This is a genomic window from Streptococcus sp. GP0011 (assembly GCF_030546305.1).
GTDB lineage: Bacteria > Bacillota > Bacilli > Lactobacillales > Streptococcaceae > Streptococcus.
Genome location: NZ_JAUONR010000004.1, coordinates 169,642 through 187,956, shown reverse-complemented (window position 1 = coordinate 187,956; position 18,315 = coordinate 169,642). Strand labels below are relative to the sequence as shown.

The following is an 18,315-nucleotide window of genomic DNA, read 5'->3' as shown; positions in this document are numbered from 1 at the left end:
TCATGCCAACTTTTCGATAGTGAAGTGAGGACTTACCTAGCCTTTCCGCCGTGATAAAAACACCTGAAATCTAATGGTTTCAGGTGTTCGGAAACTTTGAGCCTAATGTCTCAAAGTTTAGGTATGGAATTTCGAAGAAAGTCGCTACCGTCCGTCATCACTTAAGGAAAGGCTCAAAAACATTTTCGTCAAACAAAACATCCGTTTGGTTTCCCAAGCGGATGTTTTGTTTATTTTATTTTGCGACACTCTTAGCAAGGACAAAATTTCCAAGTGTTGCGGAACCATTGCCTGCGACCGCTGGAGTCACGATGTAGTCACGCACGTCTGGTACTGGTAGGTAGCCGTTGAGAAGAGCTGTAAATTTCTCACGCACACGGTCCAGCATGTGTTGCTGTGCCATAACCCCACCACCAAAGACGATTACATCTGGACGGAAAGTCACTGTAGCATTGACCGCAGCTTGAGCGATATAGTAGGCTTGGACGTCCCAGACAGAGTTATTGAGTTCAATATTTTCACCACGAACACCTGTACGAGCTTCGAGACTTGGACCAGCCGCAAAGCCTTCCAAACAGCCTTTGTGGAAAGGACAAACGCCATTAAATTCTTTTTCAATATCCATTGGGTGTTTGGCTACATAGTAGTGACCCATTTCAGGGTGACCTACACCACCGATAAACTCACCACGTTGGATAACACCTGCACCGATACCTGTCCCGATTGTGTAGTAAACCAAGTTTTCGATACGGCCGCCAGCATTGTTACGAGCCACTACTTCACCATAGGCAGAGCTGTTTACGTCGGTTGTAAAATACATGGGTACGTTGAGGGTGCGGCGAAGGGCACCAAGTAGGTCTACATTTGCCCAGTGAGGTTTTGGAGTCGTTGTGATAAAGCCATAGGTTTTTGAGTTTTTATCGATATCAATGGGACCGAAGGAACCGATGGCAAGGCCTGCAAGATTATCGAATTTTGAAAAGAATTCGATGGTTTTATCGATGGTCTCGATAGGAGTTGTTGTAGGAAACTGTGTTTTTTCTACAACGTTAAAATTTTCATCTCCGACAGCACAGACAAACTTTGTACCGCCCGCTTCTAAGCTTCCATATAATTTTGTCATGATAAACCTCTTATCTTTGTTTTCTCTATTATAGCACATTTTAAAGGGCTAGATTTCTCAATATTTTAGATTTTCCTCTGTAAATCTTACCATCCAAGTAAAAACGAACAAACATGATATTTGTTCGTTTTGTTTTTAGATTTGATTTTCGAAGAAGACTAGGCTTTCACTTCGATGATAGCGTCACCCTTAACAACTGAACCGCTTGCGACTGGTGTCACAGAAGCGTAGTCTGCTGTGTTGGTTACGATAACCATTGTTGTGTCGTCAAGACCTGCAGCAGCGATTTTGTTTGAGTCAAAGGTTCCAAGAACGTCACCAGCTTTAACCTTGTCGCCTTGAGCAACCTTTTGTTCAAAGCCTTCACCGTTCATAGTCACCGTATCGATACCAACGTGGATCAAGATCTCAGCTCCATTTGCTGTCTTCAAACCATAAGCATGTCCTGTAGCAAAGGCAATCGATACTTCTGCATCAGCTGGTGCGTAAACCACACCTTGGCTTGGTTTTACAGCAATCCCTTGTCCCATTGCACCACTTGAAAAGACTGGGTCATTAACATTCTCGAGAGCAACTACGTCACCAACGATTGGAGTTTGGATTGTTTCATTTTGAGGAGCTACTGAAATTTCTTCATTTGCCTCTGTAGCTTCTTCAGAAACTGTCTCTTCTGCCACTTCTGTTTCTTCTTTGTAACCAAAAGCATAAGTCAATCCGAAACCAAGAGCAGTTGTTACTAGGACCATAAAGATATACTGGAGAAGTTGACCATTGATGTAGAGAAGTGTTCCAGGAATGATCGTAATACCAAAGCTAGTACCTGCCAAACCTAGAATGTTTGCTAACCAACCACCAGCAGCACCGGCGATAAGCCCCATGATAAATGGTTTACCATAGCGAAGATTGATACCAAAAATAGCTGGTTCAGTGATACCAAGTCCAGCAGAAAGTGCAGCTGGGAAGGCAAGAGCTTTAATTTTTGGATTCTTTGTTTTCACACCAACAGCAAGAGTTGCTCCAAGTTGAGCAGTCATAGCTGCTGTAATAATAGCATTAAGAGGATCTGAACCTGTAGAAGTAACTAGGTTAGACTCCAATAGATTGAAGATATGGTGAACACCCGTAACGACGATAACCTGATGAACACCACCAAGGATTAATCCACCTAGACCCATTGGGAGACTGAGCAACCAAACAGTAGCAACTTTGACGTAGCTTTCAACTTCATGGAATACAGGTCCAATGACAAACAAGGCCAAAATAGACATTACTAAGAAAGTCAAGAATGGTACAAGGAGTAAGTCTAATACATCTGGAATACGCTTACGGAGCCACTTTTCAAGTTTCGCACCGGTCAATCCGACGAAGAAAGCAGGTAAAACTGAGTTCTGATATCCGACAACTTTGATAAAGCCAAAGAAGATAATTGGTTGAGCATCACCTGAAGCAACAGCCCAAGCATTTGGCAAGGATGAGTTAACCATCATCAATCCTAAGACTAAACCAAGCAAAGGATTTCCACCGAATACACGAAAGGCTGACCAACAGATCAAGGCTGGGAAGAAGGCGAAGGCTGTATCTGTCAATACAACTGAATAAGTATAGAAGTTTGTTGCTTTAAAGGCTTCTGCAGTTGTTCCAAACAAAGCCAAAACTTGATCTTGAACAATAGCCCCACGAATTCCCATAAACAAACCAGTCGCAACGATTGCTGGCAAAAGTGGTACAAAAACGTCACCGAAAGTACGGATAGCACGTTGGAACCAGTTTCCTTGTTTAGCAGCTTCTGCTTTCATGTCTTCTTTAGAAGATGTTGGCAAACCGAGTGCAACCACTTCGTCGTACATCTTGTTTACTGTACCAGTACCAAAGATGATTTGGTATTGGCCTGAGTTAAAGAAAGCTCCTTGAACTTTATCCAAGTTCTCAATCACTTCCTTATTGATTTTCCCTTCATCTTTGACCATGACACGTAGACGAGTCGCACAGTGGGCTACACTGTTGACATTTTCACGTCCGCCAAGGGCTTCGATGACCTTTTTTGCAATATCCTGATTGTTCATTTGCAAAAATCTCCTTATAAAATTTTGTTCTTGTTTGAAAGCGATTTTATTCGCCCTACGACTATTATTTTATCATGTTTCTAAAATATGTCAAGCGTTTTGCAGAAATTTTTATTCCCTTTCTTTTTTCTCTGATTATTTTTGCTCGTTTTTGAGGGAAATTCTCTTTTTCCTCAAAAAAATATCTTTATACTTGAGGAATCAAGGCTTTTATTTACATTTTCTTTCATTTTTTCGTGAAAATTTGCCAGATTTCCTTCACTTGATTTCTGGCAATCGTTTGATATATTTTTCTTTTTTTTAACATAAAAGACTTGCTTTTTTTGCCGAAAACGTTTACTATTAATAATAGAATAGAACTTTTGGAGGAAAGATAAAATGGAATGGACAACCGAGCGCCGTTATAGACGCTATGAAGACTGGTCTAATGATGAAATCAAACAAATCAAGGAAACGATGGCACAATCTCCTTGGCATACTCGTTACCATGTCGAGCCTAAAATGGGACTTCTCAATGATCCAAATGGCTTTTCTTATTTTGATGGCAAATGGATTCTCTTTTACCAGAACTTCCCCTTTGGTGCAGCCCACGGTTTAAAATCTTGGGCGCAGCTAGAAAGTGATGATTTGGTTCACTTTAGAGAAACTGGAGTCAAAGTTTTGCCAGATACTCCATTGGATAGCCACGGTGCCTACTCTGGTTCTGCCATGCAGTTTGGCGATAACTTGTTCCTATTTTATACAGGAAATGTCCGTGATGAAAACTGGATCCGTCACCCTTACCAAATTGGTGCTTTGATGGATAAGGATGGCAAGATTACAAAGATTGACAAGATCTTGATTGACCAGCCATCAGACTCTACTGACCACTTCCGCGACCCGCAAATTTTTAACTTCAAAGGTCAATACTATGCTATCGTCGGTGGACAGGATTTGGATAAAAAAGGCTTCGTCCGTCTCTACAAGGCTGTTGACAACGATTACACAAACTGGCAAGCAGTTGGCGACCTTGACTTCGCTAACGATCGCACTGCCTACATGATGGAATGCCCAAATCTGGTCTTTGTAGGGGAGCAACCTGTCCTTCTCTACTGTCCACAAGGATTGGATAAGATTGTTCTAGACTATGATAATATCTATCCAAATATGTACAAAATCGGGGCTTCCTTTGATCCTGAAAATGCCAAAATGGTAGATGTGTCTCCATTGCAAAATCTAGACTATGGTTTTGAAGCCTATGCGACTCAAGCCTTCAACGCTCCGGATGGACGTACATTGGCAGTAAGCTGGCTTGGGTTACCAGATGTTTCTTACCCATCTGACCGTTTTGACCACCAAGGAACCTTCTCTTTGGTCAAGGAACTCACTATCAAAGACGGCAAACTCTACCAATATCCAGTCGCAGCCGTCAAAGAACTTCGTTCTTCTGAAGAGGTCTTCTCAAATCGTACTCAAACCAAAAATACCTATGAACTCGAGCTTAACTTGGAGGCCAATAGCCAAAGCGAGATTGTCTTGCTCGCTGATAAAGAAGGCAAGGGACTTTCCATCAACTTTGACCTTGTAAACGGTCAAGTGACAGTGGATCGTAGCCAAGCTGGTGAACAGTACGCCCAAGAATTTGGTACAACTCGTTCTTGCCCTATCAATAACCAAGCTACAACAGCCACTATCTTCATCGACAAGTCAGTCTTTGAAATTTTCATCAATAAAGGAGAAAAAGTATTTTCTGGTCGTGTTTTCCCACATGCGGACCAAAACGGTATCCTCATCAAGTTTGGAAACCCAACTGGAACTTACTATGAATTAGATTATGGTCGCAAAACTAACTGATGTCGCAAAACTTGCAGGCGTCAGCCCTACTACCGTCTCACGGGTCATCAATAAAAAGGGTTATCTATCTGAGAAAACCATCCAAAAGGTTAATGAAGCCATGCGAGAGCTAGGCTACAAGCCCAATAATCTGGCTCGAAGTCTTCAAGGAAAATCTGCCAAGTTGATTGGACTCATTTTTCCAAACATCAGTCATGTCTTTTATGCGGAGTTGATTGATAAATTGGAACACCAACTCTTCAAAAATGGCTACAAGACCATCATCTGTAACAGCGAACACGACTCTGAAAAAGAACGGGAATACATTGAAATGCTGGAGGCCAACCAGGTCGATGGTATCATTTCTGGAAGTCACAACTTGGGAATCGAAGACTACAATCGTGTGACAGCACCGATCATTTCCTTTGACCGAAATCTATCACCAGACATCCCTGTCGTCTCCTCTGATAACTACGGAGGCGGGGTCCTCGCCGCCCAAACTTTGGTCAAGACAGGCGCCCAGTCTATCATCATGATTACAGGAAATGACAACTCCAACTCACCAACTGGACTCCGCCACGCTGGATTTGCCTCTGTTCTCCCGAAAGCACCTATTATCAATGTTTCGAGCGACTTTTCTCCCGTCAGAAAAGAAATGGAAATCAAGAATATCTTGACCCATCAGAAACCAGATGCTATCTTTGCTTCGGATGATTTGACAGCTATCCTGGTTATCAAAATCGCTCAGGAGCTAGGTATCTCTGTTCCTGATGAGCTCAAGGTCATCGGCTATGATGGGACTTACTTTATCGAGAACTACTATCCTCATTTGACAACGATTAAGCAACCTATGAAAGAGATTGCCCACCTCACTGTTGATCTTCTCTTGCAGAAGATCGAAGGCAAAGAGGTCGCGACAACCGGTTACTTCTTACCCGTCACCCTATTACCAGGAAAAAGTATTTAAGTACAAGAAAACTCAGACTGATTCGTCTGAGTTTTTTTATGATCTTAAGTTTTCTAGATAGCGCTGGGCTGTCTCTAAGTTAAAGGTTTTATCTGCGATGAGACGCTCAACGAGGGGAGCAACTTCAGACTCACTAGCACCAGCTAGGAGAGCTAGGGATTTGGCCTGCAATTTCATGTGACCTTGCTGGATGCCCGTACTGACCAAGGCTTTGAGGGCCGCAAAGTTTTGGGCAAGACCGATAGACACGATAATCTGAGCTAATTCCTTGGCAGAAGGATTTCCCAGTAGTTCATGACTGAGGGCTACACGAGGGTTGAGACCGATAGAGCCACCCTTGGTCGCTACAGGCATGGGCAGTGTCATCTCACCAACCAATTCTTCCGAGTCCCTATCTAGACTCCATCGACTTAAACCTTGATAGCGTCCATCTCGACTAGCAAAGGCATGGGCACCAGCTTCGATGGCACGCCAGTCATTACCAGTAGCAATCAAAATGGCATCAATACCATTAAAAATCCCTTTATTGTGAGTAGTCGCTCGGTAAGGATCAGCCTGTGCAAACTGGCTGGCCAAGGCTATTTTCTCTGCAATTTCTCGTCCTTTATCCTTTTGAGGGTTCAAGTAGCGAAAGGCAATACGACAACTTGCTGTCACTAGAGAATCTGTCGCGTAATTGGACAAAATTCCCATGAGACTCTGTCCCTGACTGAGCTCTTCTAAGACTGGCTTCAAGGCTTCTAGCATGGTATTGAGCATATTAGCCCCCATGGCTTCCTGGGTATCGATATGGAGATAGACGACGAGAAAATCTGTTTCACCTTTGATCTGCTCTACATGCAAATCACGCGCCCCACCACCGCGTTTAACGATGGAAGGATAGGCTTGATTGGCAAGTTCCAAGAGTTCCGCCTTCTTGCTGGCAATCTTCTCTTGCGCTTGTTCAGGTTCAGCAACTTGATAAAGGGCTACCTGACCGATCATCTGGCGCTCATGTACTTGAGCAGTAAAGCCACCTGCTCGCTTGATGATTTTGCTAGCATAGCTGGCCGCAGCAACCACTGAGGGTTCTTCTGTCACATAGGGAACTGTGTAGTCCTGACCGTTCACCAAAAGCTCTGGAACGATCGAATAAGGCAGAGAAAAAGTTCCTACCACATTCTCACTCAGCTGGTCTGCAATGGCCAAGCTGACTTGTTCATCCTGCTCGAGACTCGTTTGCTTTTCAGGACTAAGGAGCGCCTGAGCTCGCAACAACTCCAGGCGCTCATGGTATGATTTTTTAGAAAATCCATTCCAACTTATCTTCATTATTTTTCAACCTTGCTATAACGGCGTTGGTGGTCGACAATTTCAACCAAGGCATAGTCTTGATGTTCATAGCCTGCAAATTGGGCTGAACCAGACTCATCCAACTGCAATTCTTCGAAGAAGACTTTTTCATAGTCTGCAACAGACAATGCTGTACGTTGTTTAAGTTTGCTCAAGCGGTCCTTATCAAGGTAAGCCTCATAGCCTTCGACCAATTCACCACTAAAGAACTCTGAAACCGCTCCACTTCCGTAACTGTAGAGGGCAATTTTATCTCCAGCCTTCAAAGTCTCTGCATTTTCCAAAAGGGAGAGAAGCCCAAGGAAAAGGGAACCTGTATAGATATTCCCAATCATCTGACTGTAGAGAATGGACTTATCAAAGTTCTCTTGCAAACTATCCTGTTTTTCTTTAGACAAAGTTTTGTCTATCATCTTGCGCAAACCTTTTAGGGCCAACTTAGGATAAGGTAAATGGAAGCAGATAGCTGCAAAGTCATCCATAGTCCAATCATAGCGTTTCTTATACTCATCCCAAGTCGTTGTCAGGCAATCAAGATACTGTTGGGTCGAGTACATGCCGTTTACATAAGGAGTGCTTGAGTAGTTCGGACGCCAAAAATCCATGATGTCGCGTGTTTGGGCAACGTTATCGTTGTTAAAGACCATAATGCGTGGATTTTGCGTGATTAGCATGGCCACACTTCCAGCACCCTGGGTTGGCTCACCCGGAGTTGCCACACCATACTTGGCAATATCACTAGCAATGACCAAAACCTTAGACTCTGGAGAATTTTCCACATGCAATTTAGCATAATGAAGGGCAGCTGTCGCTCCATAGCAGGCTTCTTTGATTTCAAAGCTACGGGCGAAAGGCTGAATGCCTAACAAGCCATGAACAAAGACCGCTGCTGCCTTACTCTGGTCAATTCCTGACTCGGTCGCCACGATGACCATGTCGATTTCTTCTTTTTCTTTGTCTGTTAGAATAGAGTTGCTTGCACTAGCTGCCAAGGTAACAATGTCCTCAGTCAGTGGCGCAATACTAATTTCATTTAACAAGAGTCCCTTGCTAAATTTTTCGGGGTCAACTCCCCTCGCTTCTGCTAAGTCTTGTAATTTCAAGACATATTGACTGGTCGCAAAACCAATCTTATCAATACCGATTGTCATATTTACCTCTGTTTTTTCATTCATTGTAAAAAATCGTTTCATTCTATTTTATCACAAATAGGGACAAAAGAGAGAAAAAAGACTTGATTCACCAAATCAAGCCTTTTCTTTGACAGCCTTAGGAGGAGATTCCTCGTTGTTTTCGGATATAGTAATAAAGTTTTAAAATCACCGTTCCACTCGCCATCCCGATAGAAATGACCAGAGCTAACATCACCACCAAAGTCGCGCTGGCAATAGCATGGCTGTAATCACCTGTCACAAAGAAAGCTGTCGTTCGATAGGATAAATAACCCGGCACCAAGGGGGCAAGAATGGCCAAGACAAAAACTACCGCTGGTGTCTTATAGACAATACTTAAAATCTGGCTGATGCAAGAGCCAATTACTGCTGCGATAAAGGTCGCGACAATAACATTGGTTGGTTCTTTGAGCACGAGATAGAGGAGCCAAACGCCCATTCCCAAAACACCACCAGGTAGGAGCATGGAGCGTTGAACATTCAGTACGATTAGAAAGGTGATAATGGCGAGTAAACTCGCCACTGCTTGGAGCAAAATACTTGTTAGAGTCATCTTATGTCATCAAAACTAGGGCGACGGAGGTACCGGCCCCTAAAGCGAGGGTAATGAGCAGGGATTCAAACATCTTGCTCATACCAGAGTTGATATGGTTGGTCATGATATCCCGAACTGCATTTGTCAGAGCAATCCCTGGAACAAAAGGCATGACGGCTCCCGCTATGATCAAGTCTGCCGTCGAAGGAAATCCTGTATAGCGGGCCCAGAACTGGGCAATCAAGCCAAAAACAAAGGCTCCCGCAAAGGCGGTTACAAAAGGAATGCGGACAAACTTCTCTACATAGAGAGAGAAGGCAAATCCAAATAAAGTCGCAATAGCCGCACCAAAAGCGTCATAGACATTGCCCCCAAACATAATCGAGAAGAAAGGGGCACTGAGGGTCGCTGCTACAGTCACTTGGAGCTTGCTATAAGGAAGGGCTTGATTGCCGATTTCTTTGAGCTTTTTAAAGGCTGTCGAGAGATCAATCTGCCCTCCAACAAGTTCTCGTGATACTTGGTTGACATCACAGACTTTTTCGATGTTATAGGAGGATGAGGTTACCCGTTTCATCCGAGAAATATTGGTGTTTTCAATCGAAAAGAAAATAGCTGCGGGCATGGCAAGAACATTGCAATCCACTATTCCCTGTGAATGGGCAATACGGATCATAGTATCCTCAACCCGATGAATCTCTGAGCCACTTTTTAAGAGAATGGTTCCTGCTAGCATAATCACATCAATGACGGCATTCAACTCTCTCGATTCGTCCATGCGTTCCTCCTTTTATCAACTCCTTCTATTCTATCACAAATCCGGACTCAAAAAAAATCTTTGCCATGAAATCATGACAAAGATTGAATTATGTATATGAAGTCTATTGATTTCGTTGACTTCCAGTTCCATCTTGTGTAGGTGTTGTTGGATGGTTACCTTGTGTTGGGCTTGTAGTATCAGTTTGACCAGAATTATGTTCTGACGAAGGTAGACTACTTGAAGGTGAAGTTTTTTTAGGTTTATAAATATATAGTTTAACTATCGGATTGCTTAAATCGAGTTTTTCATCCGGTGCAGGACTTTGTTTCGCAATCTCGCCTTCTTTAATTCCTTCTTGTCCTATCTCCACTTCTTTAATTTCAATTCTATCTTCACTAATACCTATACTTTTAAGATTATTTCTAGCAAATTCAAGACTCGAGCCAATGTAGTTTGGCATTGAAATAAAATTTACTTTTTTAGCAACAGTTTTAGCAACAGTCAGAACTATTTGAGTTGCCTTGCTAAGATCGTAGGTTGTTCCCTCCGGTAAACTCTGTTTCATGATTGTACCGGCTTCGAATTCGTTGGATTCTTCTTCCTCAATCTTAATCAGATTTTCTGGAACCTTCTTACCTTTCAACTCTGCCACTACATCACTAGATTTTCTTCTAATATAGTTTCCGAGTTGGAAGGATTGCTGACCAGAAGACACAATCAAATTAATTTTTGTTCCTTCTTTGCGTGTCGTACCGGCGTCAGGATCGGTACGAATAACACGACCTTCTTCAACCTTATCACTAGCCTCTGTTTTTTCTTCACCAACCTCAAAATTAGCTTTCTTAAGCGCTTCTTTAGCCTCTGCAACGGTTTGTCCAGCTACGTCAGGAATAGCAATCGTTGCTGGTGTTCTTGACAAAATCCAGACCAAAGAGGCTGCAACCAATAGAAGACTGGCCAAAAGAATCATATAGCGAGCCTTAAACTTCCGTTTCTTGGCTGGCTTTGGCGCTGGAGCCGGCTCTGCCACTGGTTGAGTTGCTTTCTTTGGCTGAGGGCGTTCTTCCTGCGCCGGAGCTTTAGGAATCGATGTCAGTGTACTTTGTGGAACTTTAGGTAAAGTCTTAGTGTCTGCCTTACTCGCATCGTCAAAGACCAGTTTCGGTTCATTCCGGCGATTATAAGACAAGCTAGTTGACAAGTCCACATACATTTCTGAAACAGACTGATAACGATCTGACAGCTTCTTAGCAGTTGCCTTTATGACAACATTTTCTAAAGCCTGAGGGACAGATGGATTTTCAGCTATGACGGACGGAAGTGGTTTCTGGAAATGCTGGAGGGCAATGGTCACCGCACTATCCCCATCATAAGGGATATGTCCCGTCAGCATTTCATAGAAGATAATCCCCATTGCATAGATATCACTCTGGAAGGTCGCTTTAGAACCACGCGCTTGCTCAGGTGACAAATAATGAACAGAGCCTAACATTGAGTTTGTCTGGGTCAGACTGGTCTCCGCAAAGGCTACGGCAATCCCAAAGTCCGTGACCTTAGCTGTGCCGTCAGGTGTCAAGAGGATATTTTGAGGTTTCAAATCACGGTGAACGATTCCTCGAGTATGGGCTAAGCGCATGGCCAAGAGGATTTGCCCCATGATCCGAACTGCTTCTTCATTTGAAAGAGGGTAGTGTTCTTTGATATAACGCTTGAGGTCAAGGCCTGCTACGTATTCCATAGCTAGGTACTGTTGACCGTCTTCCTCACCAATATCTGTTATCCGAACGATATGAGGATGGTCCAGATCCGCCATGGCCCTCGCTTCACGCTGGAAACGTGCCACAGCAATAGGGTCTGTCTGGTAGTTGGTCCTCAGGACCTTCACTGCCACTTCTTCCCCGTCTAGGATCAAATCCTTGGCCAAGTAAACATCTGCCATGCCTCCTCGACCAATCTGCTTGACAATCCGATACCGCCCGGCAAAAATCTTGCCGATTTGGATCATTCTGCTGCCTCCTCGTTCATGTAAACAAGGGCAACCGTAATGTTGTCTAAACCTCCTGCATTGTTAGCAAAACGAATAAGGGTTGCCGCCTTGTCTGCTAAGGAAATATCGCTGGTTACGATATCATAAATCTCACTTGCCGAAATCATATTGGTCAAACCATCACTATTGAGCAAGAGATAGTCTCCTGACTCCAGTGTAATCATCCCAAAATCTGGCTGGATCTCATCTTTTTGTCCGATGGACTGAGTGATGATATTTTTTTGGGGATGCGCTTCAGCTTCTTCTGGAGTCAACTGGCCAGCCTTGAGCAATTCATTGACCAAGGAATGGTCACTGGTCAACTGGTGGTACTCTTCTCCACGAATCAAACCGATACGAGAATCTCCAATATGAGCATAGATAGCTTGGTTGTCAATAATAGCCATAGCTTCTAGCGTAGTTCCCATACCTTTGTAGGCTTCGTCCTGACCTAATTGATGAATTTTTTGATTTTCAATCTCTAGGTAGTGGGCAAACCACTCACGAACTTCATTGACTGAGTCAATTTGGGTATCCACCCAAGCCACACCGAGGTCTGTTACCGCCATCTCACTAGCGATATTTCCTGCTCGGTGTCCTCCCATCCCGTCAGCCAAGATGATCATAGTGCGTCCTGCTCGGTTGACAAAGTGATTGACATAGTCCTGATTATTTGTCCGTTTCTGACCAACATCTGTTAATAATGCTATTTCCATTGTGTCAGTTCCTTCCTATTCTGATATCTTGCGAAATTGGCTGATAAAGAATCCATCACTTCCATACAATTCAGGAGTGATAAGGATGCAGCCATCTTTCAGGATATCTTTACATTCGTGTTCTAGTTTAACCTGCTCGAACTCGGGATGACTTTCTAAAAACGCCTCAACGACTTGAAAGTTTTCCTCAGAGACAATAGTACAGGTACTATAAGTTATTATACCACCTTTTCGTAGCGTTTGACAAACACTACCTAATATTTCCAGCTGAATTTCCTGTAGGGATGTGAAATCTGCTGTTTCTTTATTGTATTTGATGTCTGGTTTACGACGCAAGAGTCCAATCCCAGAACAGGGAGCATCTACTAAAATCTTATCAAAAGAGTCCCGACCGAAAAATTCATGCACTTTTCTGGCATCCAATTTTTGCGTTTGCACTCGATCTGCCACACCTAAACGCTCCGCATTTTCTTGGATCAAGTCCAACTTATGGTCATACAAGTCCAGAGCAGTAACCTGACCTGTCCTGAGATACGAAGCCATATGAGCTGTTTTCCCACCCGGAGCGGCACAGGCATCCAGGACCTGTTCATCACCTTGTAGATCAAGAGTCGGAGCAACCAGTTGACTGGATTCGTCTTGGATGGTTATAGCCCCTTCTGCGAACAAATCATGGCCTGCAAAGTGGCCTTGCTCCTTGACCAGACCAGTGGCCGCCAAAGGGGAATCGGTCGCCTCTAACACAGCTTTGATTTCCTCTTTTCGGCTCAAGTTGGTCACCCGGATGCTGGCTTTGTTACGCACCAAGAGACTTTTAAAGATGGCTTGTGCTCTCTCTTCCCCGTATTCTTCCTTAAGTTTAGACACGATCCAAACTGGGAGAGAATAAGCAATGGAATCACGCTTGTTTTTGCGTTTGATACTGTCAATGTCTGGCCAGCCTTCTCGCAAGATACGACGAAGGACGGCGTTGACTAATTTTTCACTGCCTTTTTTACGCGCTTTGGCTAGTTCCACTGCTTCATTAACAACAGCGTGATTAGGAATCTTATCCAGATACCGAAGTTGGTAAGCGCTCAGAAGGAGCAAGATATAGAGCCAGTTATCTAGCTTATCCCGGTCTTCGATAAAGTGGGACAGGTACCATTCCAGAGTCAGTTTACGAGCTACCGTTCCGTAGACAATCTCTGTCACCAAGCCCTTATCTGCTGCTGAGAGTTGACTCCCCTTAAGGTGTTTGTTTAAGGCAATATTGGAATATGCTTGGTTAACCAAAACATCCTCTAGCACTGCTAGAGCTAGACTTCTAGCCGTTTCTACTTTAGTCACCAAATCGTTCTCCTACAGTCAATGTCCGTCCCACTCCGTTGAGGAAGGAAGAAATGTCCATCTTAGGCTTCCCAGCTAGCTGCACTTGCTTGAGAGATAGAGCACCTTCTGCCGTTGCGACAATCAATTCCTTCTTGCCAATAGAGAGGATCTCACCTGGAGCTCCCTGACCTTCTACTGGCAGGGCTTCATAAATCTTAAAGCGATCTCCCTTGAGAAAAGTGTGGGCAACAGGCCATGGATTCATCCCTCTGATTTGGTTAAAGAGTTGACGATTAGTCTTATTCCAGTCCAATTTTTCTTCCTCTGGTTTGATATTTGGAGAAAATGTAACCTGGTTTGGATCTTGCGGTTCTGGCTGAATTTCACCAGCTATATAGCCAGGAAGAGTATCCAAAAGCAAATCACGACCAACAATCGCTAATTTTTCAAACAAGGTGCCGACATTGTCCTCATCTGTGATGGGAATGCTACGACGGGAAATCATATCTCCTGCATCCATTTCCTTAACCATCTCCATAATGGTCACACCAGCTTCCTCATCCCCTTGAATCAAGGCGTAATGAATGGGGGCGCCACCACGGTGTTTTGGAAGAAGGGAAGCGTGAACGTTGACCGCAAAATCCATGCTATAAAGGAGTTTACTTGGGAGAAACTGCCCAAAAGCAGCAGTGATAATCCCATCCGCTCCTAGATTCATAATAGCTTCCAGCTCTGGACTTCCAGATAATTTTTCAGGCTGGTAGATAGGAAGGCCTGCTTCTTTGGCAGCCTGCTTAACCGGGGTTTCTTGGATCACTTTTTTACGACCGACAGCGCGATCTGGCTGGGTCACAACAGCTAGAATCTCGTAACGGTCATCTGATAACAAACCCTTCAAAACTGTCGCTGAAAAATCAGGGGTTCCCATAAAGATTAGTTTTGTCATTTCTTCTCCTTCTTATAAAAATTGCTGCGGTTCGTGGTCAATGCTGAGACGAAGCTCGCTATTTTCCCGTTCTTGAGTCAAGGCCAAGACCTGATTGAGGGTTGGACCCAACTCATCTTCTAAACGGTATTTAATCAAAATCTGGTAATGATAAAGGTTGTGGGTACGGGCAATGGGTTTTGGTGTCGGTCCCAGGATTTTACTAGTGTCCGATAAACCTGAGCGCAAAATTCCCATGACTTCATAGGCACGTTTGACAACCTCTTCTTCTTTCTTGTGAGAGAGGGTAATCCCAATAGTGAAATAATAAGGCGGATAGCCGAGTTGGCGCCTGATACTCATTTCATAGGCGTAAAAGCCTTCATAGTCCTGATCTTTTGCAAAACGAATGGCATAGTGCTCAGGATTGTAAGACTGGATTAAGACCTGCCCAGCCTTTTCCGCACGACCTGCCCGTCCTGCCACCTGAGTTAAGAGTTGGAAGGTTCTCTCAGAAGAACGGAAATCAGGCAAATTCAAGGCCGTATCCGCATTGAGCACTCCGACCAAGGTCACATTTGGGAAATCCAAGCCCTTGGCAATCATCTGAGTTCCCAGCAAGATATCCGCTTCCCCTTGACCAAACTGGTCAAGAAGAGCTTGGTGACTACCTTTCCTGCGGGTCGTATCCACATCCATCCGCAGAATGCGAGCCTGAGGAAAGAGCTCTGCCAGCTCATCGTAAGCTTTCTGAGTCCCTGTACCGTAGTAGCGAATGCTGCGACTCTGACAGTTGGGACAGACATGAGGAATTCCCTTAGAAAAGCCACAGTAATGGCAGTTCATGGTCTTGGTATCCATGTGGAGAGTCAAAGAAATGTCACAGTTGGGGCAGCTATCTACCGTCCCACACTCTCGACACATAACAAAGCTAGAATAACCCCGACGGTTGAGCATGAGGACTACCTGCTCTTTTTTATCCAGACGGTCTTGGATGGCCTCTAGCAAAGGAGGCGTAAAGTTTGATGTCTCATTTTGTCCGATATAGTCCCGAAAGTCAATCACTTGAACCTCTGGAATCGTAGCCATAGGATTGGCTCGTTGGGTCAGACGTAAGTGGTGATAGACACCTTTTCCAGCACGGGCACGACTCTCAAGGCTCGGTGTGGCAGACCCAAGTACGAGAGCTGCTTGATTATACTGGGCCCTTAGAATGGCGACCTCTCTAGCATGATAACGGGGATTGCTGTCTTGTTTGTAACTAGCTTCATGCTCTTCATCGATAATGATGACACCTAGATTTTTTATAGGTGCAAAGATGGCCGATCTGGCTCCAACAACAACTTGAGCATCTCCACGCTCGACCTTGCGCCATTCATCGTACTTTTCACCATTGGAAAGGCCTGAGTGGAGGATAGCTACTTTCTCGCCAAAACGAGCAATGAACCGCTCCGTCATTTGTGGCGTCAGAGAAATCTCAGGTACCAGCAAAATGGCTGTCTTGCCTTTGTCCAAGGCTCCTTGGATGATCTGCAAGTACACCTCCGTTTTCCCACTTCCTGTAATCCCTTGAAGGAGGAAAGGAGGTTGCTGACTGCCAATAGCACTGACAACGGCATCACGCGCCTGTCTTTGCTCTGGGTTCAGCTCCAAAGGTCTACTGGCTTCAATGCCTTCAAAATAGCCAGCTGAACGTTGCACTTCCTTTTGGACTATGGTTAGAGCCCCTTGCTCCACGAAGAAGTTGACTTGCTCCCGCGAATAGGACTCTAGCAAACTAGCCAAGGAAGCACTTTCCGCATGAGCAAGCAAATAATCTCTCAGCTCTGCCTTTTTCTTGGCACGCGTAGAAATCTCAATCTGCTCTAGTCGAGTAGCATCAACCTCATACCAAGACTGAGTCTTAACCTTCTTTTGGTCGACTGCCTGGTATTCTAAGCGGAGCAGTCCTTTTCTCGTCAAACGCATCATTTCTGCCTGCTTGACAAGGTCTAGAGAAGAAAAGGCTAGCGAATCTTCTGAACCAAACAGACGCTCTCGGTCTGCCTGGCTAAGACCTTCCAGAGGATAGAGAATCTTATCATAACTGGAGTTTAAAAATCCTGGAAGCATGGCTTTTAGGATGGAGATTTTGTAAGAAAAGACGGACTTGCGTAATTCCTCAGCCAACCAGAGTTGCTCCTGAGTCAAGACTGGAGAAAAATCTAGCACCTCTGCAATCTCCTTCAAGTCCTGATCAGCCACTTCTTCATCTGACTGAGATTCCAAGCCTAGCACAATCCCTTGGATCAAACGATTGCCCTTGCCGAAGGGGACATGGACCCGCATACCGACTTCCAGCATGTCTATAAATTCCTCTGGGACCTTGTAACTGTAGGGCTGGTCCGTCTGCATCAGGGGAACATCCACGATAATCTTTGCGATAGCCATCTTCTCACATCCTTCTTGTCACTACATTCTTGTAATAGAAAAAATAAGATTGAGTCCCCCCAACCTTAAATTTTTTCACCATCTTCTTTTTCTTTAGCGATTTGCTCTTTGATTTTCTTTTCTTCTTCTTCTTTTCGGCGTTTTTCTTCTTCGATACGGAGACGAACTGCTTCACGTTTTCCTTCTGGATCTGGGTGAATCGTAACGTTTCCTGACTCGATTTCTTCCAAGGCGCGAAGAGTTGATTTTTCAGACTTAAACTCTTGAGTCGCTGGTGCGCCTGCTTCTAGTTCGTGGGCACGTTTTGCTTCCAAGATTACGAGTGAATATTTTGATGGTACCTTGTCCAGCAAGGTATCAATAGAGGGTTTTAACATCATTTGCTTGTACCTGTTTCCTATAGTTTATCGAGTAGTTGGAGATTTTGGCAACATCTCCTGGTAGTGACCAATAACACGGTCCACACGGAAGTGTTCTGCTTCGATCACACGCTTGACACGTTCAGCAGCGAGGGGCACCTGATCGTTGACAATGGCATAATCATACTCACGCATGAGGGCAATTTCTTCCTTGGCTTTTTCGATTCGTTGGGCAATCACTTCAGCGCTATCTGTTCCACGACCTATCAAACGATCTTGCAATTCATCCAAATCTGGTGGTGTTAGGAAGATAAAGACAGCATCTGGAACCTTTTTCTTAACCTGAAGGGCTCCTTGCACTTCAATCTCAAGAAAGACATCGATTCCCTTATCTAGGGTTTCATTGACATAGGTTAGAGGAGTTCCATAGTAGTTACCGACATATTCTGCATATTCCAACATCTGACCTTGACGGATCAGCTCTTCAAACTCTTCACGAGTACGGAAGAAATAGTCCACCCCGTCCACTTCACCAGGACGTTGCGCACGCGTCGTCATCGATACAGAGTATTGAAATTGATTATCAGAACTCTCAAAAATCTCTCTTCTAACCGTTCCTTTCCCAACTCCTGAAGGACCAGAAAAAACGATTAGCAAGCCTCGGTCTGCCATTATGTCTCCTTTAGTTAGTCTGTGAAATAAAGTGAAATTTCTCTCGGATACTGATGATCACGTCAGTTATCCTTCTACAGTCTTTCTATCTAGTGTAACAAAAAAGCAGTAA

Annotated in this window: 15 protein-coding genes; 2 read left to right on the top strand and 13 right to left on the bottom strand. The window is 44.2% G+C overall.

What is annotated here, in order from left to right; translation table 11 throughout:
• Positions 1-235: 235 nt before the first annotated feature.
• Both scrK and Q4443_RS06245 read right to left on the bottom strand, forming a co-directional pair.
• Positions 236-1,123: a fructokinase ScrK gene (scrK, locus tag Q4443_RS06250; RefSeq protein ID WP_049519317.1), complete on the bottom strand. Its 888-nt coding sequence runs from the start codon at positions 1,121-1,123 to the stop codon at positions 236-238.
• A gap of 158 nt (positions 1,124-1,281) precedes the next feature.
• Positions 1,282-3,186, bottom strand: a complete 1,905-nt coding sequence (locus Q4443_RS06245; RefSeq protein ID WP_049519319.1) for a sucrose-specific PTS transporter subunit IIBC — start codon at positions 3,184-3,186, stop codon at positions 1,282-1,284.
• Between the two features lie 378 nt (positions 3,187-3,564).
• Here Q4443_RS06245 and Q4443_RS06240 point away from each other — a divergent pair, with 378 nt between their 5' ends.
• Complete coding sequence (locus Q4443_RS06240) at positions 3,565-5,019, top strand: sucrose-6-phosphate hydrolase (RefSeq protein WP_049519321.1); 1,455 nt, start codon at positions 3,565-3,567, stop codon at positions 5,017-5,019.
• Entirely contained in the window at positions 5,000-5,965 is a 966-nt protein-coding gene (locus Q4443_RS06235) for a LacI family DNA-binding transcriptional regulator (protein WP_000225990.1), read from the top strand. Before Q4443_RS06240 ends, Q4443_RS06235 begins: the two co-directional genes overlap by 20 nt.
• A gap of 36 nt (positions 5,966-6,001) precedes the next feature.
• On the opposite strand, the gene Q4443_RS06230 is transcribed toward Q4443_RS06235, so the two are convergent.
• From Q4443_RS06230 to gmk, 11 genes are all read right to left on the bottom strand, one after another.
• The gene (locus tag Q4443_RS06230; protein WP_049519323.1) at positions 6,002-7,276 is read right to left on the bottom strand and encodes a hydroxymethylglutaryl-CoA reductase, degradative; all 1,275 of its coding nucleotides are present in this window, start codon (positions 7,274-7,276) and stop codon (positions 6,002-6,004) included.
• On the bottom strand, positions 7,276-8,448 hold the full coding sequence (locus tag Q4443_RS06225; RefSeq protein WP_049519472.1) for a hydroxymethylglutaryl-CoA synthase: 1,173 nt from the start codon (positions 8,446-8,448) through the stop codon (positions 7,276-7,278). The genes Q4443_RS06230 and Q4443_RS06225 overlap by 1 nt, the downstream gene beginning before the upstream one ends.
• Before the next feature lie 118 nt (positions 8,449-8,566).
• Positions 8,567-9,022, bottom strand: coding sequence for a threonine/serine exporter family protein (locus Q4443_RS06220; protein WP_000176909.1), 456 nt, complete (start codon positions 9,020-9,022; stop codon positions 8,567-8,569).
• A gap of 1 nt (position 9,023) precedes the next feature.
• Positions 9,024-9,782 carry a threonine/serine exporter family protein gene (locus tag Q4443_RS06215; RefSeq protein WP_049519326.1) on the bottom strand — a complete coding sequence of 253 codons (759 nt, stop codon included), beginning with the start codon at positions 9,780-9,782 and terminating at the stop codon, positions 9,024-9,026.
• Between the two features lie 103 nt (positions 9,783-9,885).
• Positions 9,886-11,769 (bottom strand): Stk1 family PASTA domain-containing Ser/Thr kinase, encoded by a 1,884-nt coding sequence (gene pknB, locus Q4443_RS06210; RefSeq protein ID WP_049519327.1) that lies wholly within the window; start codon positions 11,767-11,769, stop codon positions 9,886-9,888.
• A complete protein-coding gene (locus Q4443_RS06205; protein WP_049519329.1) occupies positions 11,766-12,506 on the bottom strand; it encodes a Stp1/IreP family PP2C-type Ser/Thr phosphatase in 741 nt (246 codons plus the stop codon). The genes pknB and Q4443_RS06205 overlap by 4 nt, the downstream gene beginning before the upstream one ends.
• Before the next feature lie 15 nt (positions 12,507-12,521).
• Positions 12,522-13,835: a 16S rRNA (cytosine(967)-C(5))-methyltransferase RsmB gene (gene rsmB, locus Q4443_RS06200; RefSeq protein ID WP_049519473.1), complete on the bottom strand. Its 1,314-nt coding sequence runs from the start codon at positions 13,833-13,835 to the stop codon at positions 12,522-12,524.
• Positions 13,828-14,763, bottom strand: coding sequence for a methionyl-tRNA formyltransferase (fmt, locus tag Q4443_RS06195; RefSeq protein ID WP_049519330.1), 936 nt, complete (start codon positions 14,761-14,763; stop codon positions 13,828-13,830). The genes rsmB and fmt overlap by 8 nt, the downstream gene beginning before the upstream one ends.
• Positions 14,764-14,775: 12 nt before the next feature.
• Positions 14,776-17,172, bottom strand: a complete 2,397-nt coding sequence (locus Q4443_RS06190; protein WP_049519332.1) for a primosomal protein N' — start codon at positions 17,170-17,172, stop codon at positions 14,776-14,778.
• A 65-nt stretch (positions 17,173-17,237) separates the two neighbouring features.
• Positions 17,238-17,552 (bottom strand): DNA-directed RNA polymerase subunit omega, encoded by a 315-nt coding sequence (gene rpoZ / locus Q4443_RS06185; protein ID WP_002874282.1) that lies wholly within the window; start codon positions 17,550-17,552, stop codon positions 17,238-17,240.
• Positions 17,553-17,576: 24 nt separating this feature from the next.
• On the bottom strand, positions 17,577-18,203 hold the full coding sequence (gene gmk / locus Q4443_RS06180) for a guanylate kinase (protein ID WP_049519335.1): 627 nt from the start codon (positions 18,201-18,203) through the stop codon (positions 17,577-17,579).
• Positions 18,204-18,315 lie beyond the last annotated feature (112 nt).

What these genes read in the sequence shown, in the direction of transcription:
- scrK (WP_049519317.1), bottom strand. Translation starts at nt 1,123, where the DNA reads ATGACAAAATTATATGGAAGCTTAGAAGCGGGCGGTACAAAGTTTGTC.
- Q4443_RS06245 (WP_049519319.1), bottom strand. Translation starts at nt 3,186, where the DNA reads ATGAACAATCAGGATATTGCAAAAAAGGTCATCGAAGCCCTTGGCGGA.
- Q4443_RS06240 (WP_049519321.1), top strand. Translation starts at nt 3,565, where the DNA reads ATGGAATGGACAACCGAGCGCCGTTATAGACGCTATGAAGACTGGTCT.
- Q4443_RS06235 (WP_000225990.1), top strand. Translation starts at nt 5,000, where the DNA reads ATGGTCGCAAAACTAACTGATGTCGCAAAACTTGCAGGCGTCAGCCCT.
- Q4443_RS06230 (WP_049519323.1), bottom strand. Translation starts at nt 7,276, where the DNA reads ATGAAGATAAGTTGGAATGGATTTTCTAAAAAATCATACCATGAGCGC.
- Q4443_RS06225 (WP_049519472.1), bottom strand. Translation starts at nt 8,448, where the DNA reads ATGACAATCGGTATTGATAAGATTGGTTTTGCGACCAGTCAATATGTC.
- Q4443_RS06220 (WP_000176909.1), bottom strand. Translation starts at nt 9,022, where the DNA reads ATGACTCTAACAAGTATTTTGCTCCAAGCAGTGGCGAGTTTACTCGCC.
- Q4443_RS06215 (WP_049519326.1), bottom strand. Translation starts at nt 9,782, where the DNA reads ATGGACGAATCGAGAGAGTTGAATGCCGTCATTGATGTGATTATGCTA.
- pknB (WP_049519327.1), bottom strand. Translation starts at nt 11,769, where the DNA reads ATGATCCAAATCGGCAAGATTTTTGCCGGGCGGTATCGGATTGTCAAG.
- Q4443_RS06205 (WP_049519329.1), bottom strand. Translation starts at nt 12,506, where the DNA reads ATGGAAATAGCATTATTAACAGATGTTGGTCAGAAACGGACAAATAAT.
- fmt (WP_049519330.1), bottom strand. Translation starts at nt 14,763, where the DNA reads ATGACAAAACTAATCTTTATGGGAACCCCTGATTTTTCAGCGACAGTT.
- Q4443_RS06190 (WP_049519332.1), bottom strand. Translation starts at nt 17,172, where the DNA reads ATGGCTATCGCAAAGATTATCGTGGATGTTCCCCTGATGCAGACGGAC.
- rpoZ (WP_002874282.1), bottom strand. Translation starts at nt 17,552, where the DNA reads ATGATGTTAAAACCCTCTATTGATACCTTGCTGGACAAGGTACCATCA.
- gmk (WP_049519335.1), bottom strand. Translation starts at nt 18,203, where the DNA reads ATGGCAGACCGAGGCTTGCTAATCGTTTTTTCTGGTCCTTCAGGAGTT.